General features: G+C 60.0%; 7 protein-coding genes. 4 read left to right on the top strand and 3 right to left on the bottom strand.

The window, feature by feature from the left end:
- The first annotated feature begins 76 nt into the window (after positions 1–76).
- Positions 77–820: an AraC family transcriptional regulator gene (locus tag Poly24_RS01760; RefSeq protein ID WP_145089606.1), complete on the top strand. Its 744-nt coding sequence runs from the start codon at positions 77–79 to the stop codon at positions 818–820.
- A gap of 103 nt (positions 821–923) precedes the next feature.
- Here the strand turns inward: Poly24_RS01760 and Poly24_RS01755 are convergent, their stop codons facing one another.
- From Poly24_RS01755 to Poly24_RS01745, 3 genes are all read right to left on the bottom strand, one after another.
- Entirely contained in the window at positions 924–1,970 is a 1,047-nt protein-coding gene (locus tag Poly24_RS01755; RefSeq protein ID WP_315852229.1) for a hypothetical protein, read from the bottom strand.
- Between the two features lie 364 nt (positions 1,971–2,334).
- Positions 2,335–3,021 (bottom strand): PH domain-containing protein, encoded by a 687-nt coding sequence (locus Poly24_RS01750; protein WP_145089603.1) that lies wholly within the window; start codon positions 3,019–3,021, stop codon positions 2,335–2,337.
- Positions 3,022–3,770: 749 nt separating this feature from the next.
- The gene (locus tag Poly24_RS01745) at positions 3,771–4,688 is read right to left on the bottom strand and encodes an endonuclease/exonuclease/phosphatase family protein (protein ID WP_145089601.1); all 918 of its coding nucleotides are present in this window, start codon (positions 4,686–4,688) and stop codon (positions 3,771–3,773) included.
- Positions 4,689–5,666: 978 nt separating this feature from the next.
- Between Poly24_RS01745 and hisD the strand changes: the two genes are divergently transcribed.
- The 3 genes from hisD (at position 5,667) to Poly24_RS01730 (ending at position 12,009) form a co-directional block, all read left to right on the top strand.
- Positions 5,667–7,028 (top strand): histidinol dehydrogenase, encoded by a 1,362-nt coding sequence (gene hisD, locus Poly24_RS01740; protein ID WP_391556902.1) that lies wholly within the window; start codon positions 5,667–5,669, stop codon positions 7,026–7,028.
- 143 nt (positions 7,029–7,171) lie between these two features.
- Positions 7,172–8,245 (top strand): histidinol-phosphate transaminase, encoded by a 1,074-nt coding sequence (gene hisC / locus Poly24_RS01735; protein ID WP_145089595.1) that lies wholly within the window; start codon positions 7,172–7,174, stop codon positions 8,243–8,245.
- A 290-nt stretch (positions 8,246–8,535) separates the two neighbouring features.
- A complete protein-coding gene (locus Poly24_RS01730) occupies positions 8,536–12,009 on the top strand; it encodes a PSD1 and planctomycete cytochrome C domain-containing protein (RefSeq protein WP_145089592.1) in 3,474 nt (1,157 codons plus the stop codon).
- Positions 12,010–12,011 lie beyond the last annotated feature (2 nt).

Genomic DNA, 12,011 nt, shown 5'->3' with positions numbered 1-12,011 from the left:
AGTGCATCGCTTCATATTAGCCACCGTGGCTGCAGATCGCTTGGACACGAAACCCTCGCCTTGGTATGATTTGACCATGGCCGATACTTCCATCCAAGAGAAATTCTTCGCCCGCAATCCCTCGCTGCAATCGCTTTTTGCACTTTTTGACGCCCTACCTCAGACCTACTTTTACGCCAAGGATTGTGACAGTCGGTTTGTGAAGGTGAACGCGATGTTCCTGGAGAACCACGGAATTTCTTGCGAATCGGAAGCTCTGGGCAAGACCGACCGCGACTTCCACCCGCCGGTCATGGCCGAAGCGTACATCAGCGAAGACCAACGCGTGATCCGCGACCGCCGCCCTTTACCGGGCCAGATCTGGCTGGTGCTTCACCGTCGCAGCGTCCCCCGATGGTACGTCTCCACCAAGACGCCGCTATTGGATCTTCGCGGCGACGTGATCGGAATCGCCGGCGCGATGTACCGCGTGGAACAACAAAAAGAACTTGCGACGCACCTGCAGGAACTACTGCCAGCCGCCAGATACATCGAGCAGCACTACTGCGAACCGATCGTCATGCCCGAGATGGCGAAACTAGCAGGCCTCTCCTCGACGCACTTCAACCGCAGGTTCCAACAACTGCTGCGGATGTCGCCCACCCAGTACCTGCGCTCGATACGAATCCAGGCGGCGCAGCGGTTGCTGACGACATCGTCTCGCACGCTTGCCGAGATCGCGTTGGACGTCGGCTATACCGACCAGAGCCACCTAACCAAGCGTTTCCGCGAAACAACAGGAATCACTCCCGCCGCTTACCGAAAACGCTTTGTCCGCTAACGTCCGATCGACTGCAAGCAAGGCAGCGCAGCGCGACCATTCGCTCTGCGGCGGGGAAAGCAACCAAGGCACAGCGGTCCCGCAGTGCCTGGACGCGATTAAACTACTTCTGCTCGACAGCTTCGAAGATCGCAATTTGACCGTCGTTCCGTTTGCCGGCAGCGTTTTCGCCACCATTGGGCCAGGAAAGAACGACGCCATACAGCGTGCCGTCTCGTTCCACGGGGCAGAAGCCGTGCATGTGATGCATGTAACCCAAGGTTTCGTAAGTCGCGGGAACCAACATTCCCGATGGCTTGCCACCATCCATCACCAACAACGGTGCCAGCCCCTTGGTCGACGCCAGTGGATTCAACAGCGGCAGGAACATGCTCGAACCGATGTGCGAGATGTTGCAGGGAGTCGATCCCTTGGGCAGGTCGAGATAATACTTGGCATCGGCGCCCGGCATCTTGATCTGAGCCCCGCTGGATGTGAATGCAAAGACGCGGCCATGGCTGCGCGATGCAACTTCGACGATCTCCTGCCCCGCTTCGGTCGCCACCTGAACGCCATGCGCGGTGCTGAAGACACCACCGACCTGCTCCTTGCCGCCCCAAGCGGGACCGCCCCATTGCCACTTGCCATCGCGGATTTCCGCCGAAAGAGCGAAGTCGCCCGGAGCGTAACCGATCACGACGACCAACCGCTTGGCAACTGGAAGATAGACGACGTCGCAGGGAGTGAACCGGCCACCGGCAGCGAAATATGCGTTCACCGTTGGGTTGTCGAACTCATCCCCCTTGGGCTGCGTCAACTGAGCGATCACTTTGCCACGCTGCGAGACGACGACGCTGCCAGTATTGGTCGAACTGAAAGCCCAATAGGACTGATCCTCGATCATGAAACAATCGGTCCCGTGAGCGTTCATGCCGGCGGCGAACAGCGGATCCTGCCCTTCGACCAGCGTCCACTCTTTCATTTCGGGGTCGAGCGTCACCAAGCCATGCTTGGCGACAACAGTCACGATCTCGCCAGTCGACGAATCGCGATCGGCGTTGTTGTGCAGGCCCCCTTTGGCCGCAGCGATCATCGCTTCGGACTGCTTCCCGAGATCGGGGCGGTGCTTCCAAACGTAGCTCTTGCCGTTGGCTTCGAAAGTATTTTGCATTGCATCCACAGGGGCTGAGCCATTCTTTTTTGAGGTACCGTGGTCGTGTCCCTCGTGGGCGACCGCATCGCGAGAAAGGCAAAAGAGCAATGCGACGACACAGCAGCAGGCGATCCGAAAAACAGTCACGTTGACTCACTTCGTTGGTGGGAAAGATGGGAAGATAGGTAAACGCATTGTTCTCAAAGCGACCTCCCTCATCAACCGGTCGACGCAAATGAAGGCAGAGAGGCCAGCACGGACGTTCACCCATCAACCTCCGGCCCCACCAAACGCAACCGGAATCAAGCGACCGCAGCCGCCGCAATTCCCCGCCTCGGCTCCCCCTTCCACGATCGGGGCGACACGGAAACGTAGGCTCTCCCTAGCTCTGGTTTTCGCGGATCAAGCGGATAATCCGTTCGGGATGCGGCAAGCCATGGGCAACCACTTCCAAATCATCTTGGCCGGAACTGGAGATCCCAACACCGCCGATGTTCAGCAACCGCTGCGTGAACGATTGGTCCAGTTGGATATTGCGAACGTCGTTGTGTTGCACTTCGGAGGTCGCCCGCGAGATGATTCCCTCCTGATAGATCGTGCGGTCATCGGTCACCGTCAACGTAGTAAACCGACTGACCAACATCCAGACCCCAACGACCCCAGCGATCACCAGCAACACGATTCCGCAACCCCAAGTCACCAGCGACGCCGGCCCCAGCATCGCGTTTTCATCAAAGGCGTAGCCAGCGATCGAAGCTCCGGCCAGCGACGCGATCAGGACAACCAGGGATACCAAAAAGAGGGCCCCGAGGATCAAGGAGGCGAGAGGCCGAGCGCGAAAGACAACCGGATGAACCTTCGCCAACGTCCGCTCGCTCGGCTCCGCCGCCATCCGATCGGCGTTGACCGATTCCCGACCAACCTCCTGAACCGAAGTGACCACCGCAGTGGGAATTTCGATCTCAAACGGTTTTGCGCATTCGGGACAGACGACCGGTCCATCGAGATGTTCGATCGTGCTATCGACTTTGTTCTGACAATAAGGGCATTGAGCGGTAAGGACTTGCATGGCGATCGACTCCAGAGTTCAAGTAGCGATTGGTCGTGGCATCGCCAAACACTCTGCATATCCCATGCCACCCCAAACGCCGCTCTGCTGGAGTCGAGCCTTCAGGCGAAATCTCGTTTAACCGCGAGGGCAACGCCCCGCGCGTCCAATCCCCGTCAATCTAAAAAACAATCAAGCCACCGAGTTCACCGAGCCCACAGAGAAAACCAACAACGAGCGCACTTCTCAGTGATCTCTGAGACCTCTGTGGCTAAATCAAAAACAGCCCCGCTCGTTTAACCGCGAGGGCAACGCCCCGCGCGTCCAATCCCCGCCAATCTAAAAAACAATCAAGCCACCGAGTTCACCGAGCCCACAGAGAAAACCAACAACAAACGCCCCCTCAGTGATCTCCGAGTCCTCTGTGGCTAAATCAAAAACAGCCCCGCGCGTTTAACCGCGAGGGCAACGCCCCGCGCGTCCAATCCCCGCCAATCTAAAAAACAATCAAGCCACCGAGTTCACCGAGCCCACAGAGAAAACCAACAACGAGCGTCCCCTCTGTGATCTCTGAGACCTCTGTGGCTAAATCAAAAACTGCCCCGCTCGTTTAACCGCGTGGGCAACGCCCCTCGCGCCCCCCGCCGAACTAAAAAGCAATGAAGCCACCGAGAAAAACCACCAACGAGCGCATCCCTCAGTGATCTCTGAGACCTCTGTGGCTAAATCAGAAACCTGCGGTCGCATCCGTCCTATCCTCTGGGCGATCACTATTTACCATCTCGCTGCAAGCGTGCGGTCACCGGATAGTGATCCGATGGCGCCCGTCCCTCTTTGGCTGTGCGATCGATTTGCGCGTCGAGGATCTTCCGGTTGCCACGGGTAGCGATCCAGTCGATTCGAGGCCCGGCAAACTGATCGCCCAGGAACCTCGAGATCGTCGTATCCCCCTTCGTCTCCTTGGGCCTCGCGACCGCGAAGGTGTCGACAAGCCGCGACGATTCCGCGGCGTCGGCGAACAGGGTGCGATAGGGCACACTGGTAACCGATGAATTAAAATCTCCGGTCAACACGACGTCGCAGTCCGCTCCCAGTTCGTCGATCTTCCGCAACACCAATGCGGCCGATTCGTCGCGAGCCTGTTGTCCGCGATGATCGAAGTGCGTGTTGATAAACAGGATCTCGCGCGGCGAGTTCGACTGGCGGTCTTTCAATCGCACCCATGAAGAGATCCGCGGTAGGCTGCTATCCCACGACTTGCTGCCCGCCTTGCCCGGCGTCTCGCTGAGCCAGAAGTGGCCTTCATCGCGCAGTTCAAAACGCTTGGTCTTGAAGAACAGCGCCGTCATCTCGCCTTTGTCACTGCCATCGTCTCGCCCCACACCAACACTTGTGTAATCGGGCATCCGTTGCTCGAGGAACTGTTTCTGAAACTCCAGCGTTTCCTGAGTCCCCAACAGATCGGGATCGTAGGCCGCGATGGTTTCGGCAACAAATTCTTTCCGCCGCTCCCAATGGTTCTCGCCATCAGACGCCGTCCCATAACGAATGTTGAAGCTCATCACTCGCACGTCGTCTGCGATCGCAACGGGACTCGCGGACAGCGAAACCAACGTGCTCCACAACAGAACAAGCGGTAAAAACGCAGCGAAGTAGAAACATGAAGAACGTCGACGGGAGAGTGTCATAGGTGAAGATCGCCTGTTGGATGGAAAGGAGAAACTAAAAACAAAACGGGTTCAGACAAAGCGCGGCTCCGCCCTGTTCGGCCCTGAAAAAGGAACACGCCCCCGCTTTCCGCATCCAGCATACTGAATGGGGCACGCAAGTGAGACAACAAGCAAAATCGCAGGGAAGAAAAAAGGGGTTGCCCACACATCCCCATGCGTTGACGCCTGAACAACAAATATGAACAGTCGCGACAGCGGCGAAAGCATTTAGCTGCGGGCATCAGCCCGCAGATCAAACGCCTCCCACTGAAAGCCGCAGCCGCGAAGCGGCGACAGCAACCGACTGCTACCGCCGCTTCGCGGCTAGCACAATCGCGGACGCACACTTTCCTGCAGGCTGACGCATGCAGCTAATCGCTGCCATCGCTTCGCGATTCAACCGCACAGCCGCAAAAGCCGCGAACGCGGCGAAAGCAGATCAAACGCCCAACCGCCGGCGCAGCCGCGAAGCGGCGACAGCAACCGCCTGCTACCGCCGCTTCGCGGCTGACACAATCACGAACGCTCGCATCTGCAGGCTCACGCCTGCAGCTAGTCGCTGCCATCGCTTCGCGATTCAACCGCACAGCCGCAAAAACCGCGAACGCGGCGAAAGCATTTAGCTGCGGGCATCAGCCCGCAGATCAAACGCCTCCCACAGAAAGCCGCAGCCGCGAAGCGGCGAAAGCAACCGACTGCTACCGCCGCTTCGCGGCTAGCACAATCGCGGACGCACACTTTCCTGCAGGCTGACGCCTGCAGCTAGTCGCTGCTATCGCTTCGCGATTCAATCGAACAGCGGCGACAGCGTTCAAGTGCGGGCGTCAGCCCGCAGACTCAACGAAACCAAATCCGCCCTCCCCTGCCCTGTTTTGTGGGCCATACGCGATTGCTGGCGGGCGAGTTATATTGATGAAGAAGCTGCATTGTCCTCTTTGCCTCCAAACGCGATCTGCCGTGAACCAGCCAATTTCCATCAACATCCCACGCGTCGATGCCCGCAATGGCGCCGCCCCCGCGATCCTCGACCAACTGCGTGCCAAGCTCAGCCCGGCTGGCGATGTCGTCAGCCCCAAGGGGCGCGAATTGACGCTAAAGGTCTTCGGCGAAGCCTTGGCTCCGGCCGCCGTCGTCGATCGGATCTGCAACGATATCCAACGCGATGGCGATACCGCTCTGCTGCGTTATTGCCAATCGCTCGATGGAGCGGATCTGGATGCCGCTTCGCTGCGCGTCCCCGCCGCCGAACTGCAGCAAGCCCATGCCACCGCCGATCCCGAGTTCCTGCAATGCATCCGCCGGATCGCGGAAAACATCCGCACGTTCCAATCGGCGATCCTGCACCAAGATGTCACGATCACGCCCAAGCCAGGCGTCAGCTTGACCCAGCGGTATGTGCCGCTGCGTCGGATCGGAGTCTGCGTCCCCGGTGGCGCCGCCGCCTATCCGTCGACGGTGCTGATGACCGTAGTCCCCGCGCAAGTCGCCGGCGTCGGGGAGATCGCCGTCGTCGCGCCGCCGACAAAATTCGGATCTTACAACAACGACATCCTCGCCACCTGCCATGAACTGGGCGTGACCGAGGTCTACCGGATGGGAGGCGCCCAAGCCGTCGCGGCGATGGCCTTCGGAACCGATACCGTCCCGGCAGTCGACAAGATCGTCGGCCCCGGCAACTTGTTTGTCGCGTTGGCGAAGAAGCAAGTCTATGGACATGTCGACATCGATTCGATCGCCGGCCCCAGCGAAGTGATCGCGATCGCCGACGACACCGCCAACCCAGCCCACGTCGCCGCCGACCTGTTGTCGCAAGCTGAACACTCCCCCGGCTCGGCGATCCTGATCTCGTGGAGTCAGTCGCTGTTGGACGCCACGTACGCGGCGATCTGCGAGCAACTAGAAACCCTGGAACGCAGCGACCTGACCCGCCCCAGCTTGGAAGCCTACGGCGCGTTGATCCTCGTCGACAACCGCGAACAAGCGCGGCGGATGACCGATGCGTTTGCACCGGAGCATCTGCACATTCAATGCGAATCGGCTCGCCAACTGGCCACATCGATTCGCAATGCCGGCGCCACCTTCATCGGCAACTACACCCCCGTCGCTCTGGGCGATTATGCAGCGGGCCCCAGTCACGTGTTGCCGACCAGCGGCACCGCCCGCTGGGCCGCTGGCCTGTCCAGCAACGACTTCGTCCGCAGCGGCAGCATGATCGAGTTCGACCAAACCGGCCTCGAAAACATCGCCGACGACGTCCAACTGCTGGCTGAAAAAGAAGGCCTCACCGCCCATCGACTCAGCGTCTCGATCCGCCGATAACACCGATGGTCGCCTTTCGCTCAGCGAAAGTGCGGCAACCAGCACGCCCCTCCAACGCACTTTCGCGGAGCGAAAGGGGATTAAACCAACATCCTTTCGCGGAGCGAAAGGCGACCAACCAACCGCCAGCTCGATCTCAACCGATGACCAACAGCAAACTCCGCTTCCGCCCCGCGCTGTCGAAGATGAAGGCCTACGTTCCCGGCGAACAGCCTCAGGGTGGCAAATTCATCAAGCTGAACACCAACGAAAATCCCTACCCACCGGCTCCCGCCGTGGTCGAAGCGATCCGCGCGGCGGCCGACAGCCGACTGGAACGCTACCCCGACCCCGTCGGTTCGTCCTTTCGCCGCATGGCCGCGCAGCGACTTGGCCTGCCCGGCCCCGAGTGGATTTTGTGTGGCAACGGAAGCGATGAGATCCTGACGATTCTGGTCCGCGGATTTTTGAGCGACGGCGACCTGCTGCGGATGCCAACTCCCAGCTACATCTTGTACCGGACCCTCGCCGAGATCCAAGGCGCCCGCTGCGAAGAGATTTCGTTTAACGCCGACTGGACCCTACCGGCCGCATTCAGCAGCCCCGACGGCGATCCGCGACTGACCCTTCTGCCCAACCCGAACAGCCCCAGCGGAACCGTTCTGTCGCCGCAAGCTGTCGCGGAAATCGCCGCCCCCCTCCCCTGCCCTCTCGTCGTCGATGAAGCTTACGGCGACTTTGCCGAAGAGAACTGCATCGACCTGGTCAAGCAACACGAAAACATCTTGGTGACGCGGACGCTCAGCAAATCGTATTCGCTGGCCGGCCTGCGATTTGGGTTCCTCGTTGCCCAACCGCACGTGATCACCGAACTGACCAAGATCAAAGACAGCTACAACTGCGACGCGATCGCGATCGCCGCCGCCACAGCCGCGATCGCCGCCAGCGATTGGCAAACCGAGAACCGAGCGAAGATCCTGGCGACGCGCGAGCGAGCCAAGGGGAAGCTCCGGGAACTCGGCTTCGACGTCCTCGATTCGGCCGCAAATTTCTTGTGGTGCACCCACCCCGATCGCGCACTCAAACCGATCTACGAATCGCTGAAAGAGAACCAAGTGCTCGTCCGCTACATGGACTACGCCGGCTGGGGCGATGGACTGCGGATCACGATCGGCACCGACGCACAGATCGACGCCGCCCTAGTCGTCCTGGCTCGCCTGCTGCAATCCGACGCGTAACGCATTCGCAACAGCGTGTCTCATACAACGACGATCAAGCCTTCATCGACGGCACGATACGTTCAATCGCCTACGCTGCCAAACCCTGCTTCCGAAGCGGCCCGCTGCGCCGCGGGCACCGCACGATGCCTTCGATCAAGGCCTCGCAAGCTGCTGCGCTGACAATTGAGAGCCAAAGATGCTTCGCTGCGACCGGGACACTATAATGGCGTCGGAGTCCAAGAAAGCGGAGAGGATTCGGGGCCCCCGGACTCGCCGCTTTCGTTCGCCATCCCGCCGGTGAAAACCACATGAGCCCACCCCTAAAGTCGAAGCGAACGCAATTGTTGCGCTGCGCCGCCGCTGCGCTGGCCTCACGGAATACGAATCCGTTTGCTGGCCACGCTTATCGCCTCCCAGCAACAGTCATTCTATTCATCCTCGCTGGATCGATCGCAACAGCGGAACAGTCGCCACAAGCGATCGAGTTCTTCGAAAACAAGATCCGCCCGCTGCTGGCCGACAATTGCCAAAGCTGTCACGGTAGCAAAACGCAATGGGGAGGACTGCGACTCGATTCCCGCCAGGCGTTGCTGCAAGGTGGCGACAGCGGAGCGGCGGTTGTCGCGGGAGCAGCGGGCGAAAGCGAATTGATCCGCCGCATTGTTTCCGATGACGAATCCGAAAAGATGCCGCCGCCGGACAGCGAAAAACAACTCACCGCCGCCGCGATCGCGGATCTCAAACACTGGATCGACAACGGTGCTGCTTGGCCCGAATCGGACGCACCCAGCAACGACATGGCCGATATCGCCGCATCGCACTGGGCCTTCCAACCTCTAACCTCTCCCACGCCGCCGACTCCGCAAAACGTGGATTGGGGACAGACGCCCGTCGATGCGTTTATCATCCGTGCGCTGGAACAACACAACCTATCGCCGTCGCCGTCCGCCGACCGACGCTCGCTGATCCGCCGAGCGACGTTTGACCTAACTGGACTGCCACCGACCGCCGAACAAGTTCAACGATTCGTTGAAGACGATGGTGTCGACGCCTATCCGCTGTTGATCGATCGGCTGCTCGATTCGCCAGCCTATGGGGAACAATGGGGGCGACACTGGCTGGACGTTGCACGCTACTCCGACACCAAGGGCTACGTTTACGGACGCGAAGAGAAACGCTTCATCCATGCGTCTCACTATCGCGATTGGGTGATCCGATCCTTTAATGAAGACCTTCCCTACGACCGATTCCTGCTGCTGCAGATCGCTGCCGACCAAGCCGCCCCCGACGATCCGGCGGCCGCGGCGGCGATGGGCTTCCTGACCCTGGGCCGCCGATTTCTCGGAGTCCAACCCGACATCATCGACGACCGCATCGATGTCGTCACCCGCGGCACGATGGGGCTGACGGTCAGTTGTGCCCGCTGCCACGACCACAAGTTCGATCCGATCCCCACCGCCGATTACTACTCGCTGTACGGCGTTTTCCAAAACTGCGCGGAACATCCCGTCGCGCTGCCGCGACCTCAAAGCCATCCTACGTCCGATGAACTTTCGGATTTTGAAGTCGAACTTAAAAAGCGGCTCGATGCGCTGGAAGCTGGCCTCTCGGCAGCCCGCACCGAATTCGCAAAGCTCGCCCGACAACGGATCGGCGAATACCTGCAAGCTCAATTCGAACTGGACAAATATCCCGAACAATCGTTCAGCCAGATCCTCAGCAAAAAGGATCTACTGCCATCTACGGTTCGACGCTGGCAAAAATATCTGCAGCAGCCCGAGCGGCAATCCGACCCGATCTTCTTGATCTGGTATCAACTGGCGCAACTCCCCGACGATCGATTCGCTGAGCTTTCGCAAGCGGCACTGGCCAGCCTTTCACAGGACTCTCCCGCGATCAATCCACGCGTCGCGGCGGCGTTTGCGACGGCGCCAAGCTCCAAGCAGGAACTGGTCGATCGGTACGCCAAGCTGTTCACCGATGTCGACCAGCAGTGGCAAACGCTGGCCGAGAAAGCGACACAAGCCGCTGAAAATCAAACCGAGGTGACACCGTCGACGCAGTTGCCCGATCCGGCCGATGAGAGCTTGCGGCAAGTGCTTTACGGCGACGGATCTCCTTGCATGATTCCCGATCTACCGATCATCAACATCGAATTTGATGTCGACACCGGCACCTGTGTCGCGCTTTGGAAACTACAGAACGCCGTGGACCAATGGATCATCTCCAATCCGTCAGCCGCTCCGCATGCGATCGTTTTGCGAGACCGCGAGCCGTTGGTTCAGCCACGGATCTTCCGCCGCGGAAACCCGGTCAACATTGGCGATGAAGTCCCGCGACAATTCCTTGGCGTCGTCGCTGGCAGCGATCGTGCCCCGTTCGCTCGAGGCAGCGGACGACTGGAACTCGCCCAGGCGATCGCGTCGGCCGACAACCCGCTGACAGCAAGGGTCTGGGTCAACCGCGTCTGGGCTCATCATTTCGGCCGCGGAATCGTACCGACAACCAGCGACTTCGGCACCCGCGCCGAACCGCCATCGCATCCGGAACTGCTCGACTGGCTGACTCGCGGATTTATCGAATCGGGCTGGAGCACAAAGTGGCTGCATCGTCAGATCATGCTTTCGTCAGCTTATCGCCAACGATCGACCGGGCCAGACAGCCCGTCGGAATACGCAGCCGCTCGCACCGCCGATCCCGAGAATCGCCTGCTGTGGCGGATGAACGCAAGGCGACTCCGCTTTGAAGAACTCCGCGACGCACAACTCGCCGCGGCGGGAACGTTGGACATACAGCGCGGCGGCAAAGCTGTCGACTTGTTCGCCTCGGCCGCCAGCGGATCGCGGCGAACGATCTATACGATGATCGATCGCCAGTCGCTGCCGAGCGTTTTGCAAGTCTTTGATTTTGCGAACCCCGATCTTCATACGCCCCGGCGTTCCGAAACGACCGTTCCACAACAGGCGTTGTTCGGCTTGAACCATCCGTTTGTCGCCGACCGCGCTCGCGAGATCGCCGCCGCATCGAAGAGGTCGGATTCCGAAGCCCCCGCCGATCGGATTCACCAGATGTTCGCGGCGGCACTGCAGCGCCAGCCCAGCGAATCCGAACTGGCCGCAACGTTGGCGTTTGTTCGCGACGAGGACTCCCAGTCGATCGATGAGGCAGCGGAGGAGGCGAAACAGGCGTGGACTTACGGCTACGGCGAGATCGATGCCGAGGCGCAGCGGCTGTTGAGTTTCACTCCCCTGCCCTACTTCAGCGGCTCCGCTTGGCAAGGCAGCCCCCAATATCCCGACGGCCAAATCGGCTGGGCCCAGATCAACGCCGACGGCGGCCACCCCGGCAACGATCTAAAGCATGCGATCATCCGCCGCTGGACCGCTCCGGCCAGCGGTCGCTACCGGATCCAAACCACGATCGATCATGCGGAAACTCCTGGCGACGGAATCCGATGCTGGGTGCTCGCGGGCGACAAGGTGTTGCGCCGTGAGGTCGTTCACAACACGGCGATGAACGTGGACATCCTTTCGGTCGATGTCGAGCAGGGAGAGACGATCGATTTTGTCGTCGACATCTACAAGGTCTTGCATAGCGATCAACATCAATGGTCCCAGAAGATCACGCGGATTCCGCCAGCGGAAGATGCCTCGGAGACCGCTGGCAACCCCGACTGGGCCAGCCAACGCGACTTTACTGGCCTGCACACGCGGCAACTCAACCGCTGGGAACAGCTCGCCCAAACGCTGCTCCTCTCCAACGAATTCATGTTTGTGGACTAATC

This window comes from Rosistilla carotiformis (assembly GCF_007753095.1).
GTDB lineage: Bacteria > Planctomycetota > Planctomycetia > Pirellulales > Pirellulaceae > Rosistilla > Rosistilla carotiformis.
This window is presented reverse-complemented; position numbering and strand designations above follow the sequence as displayed.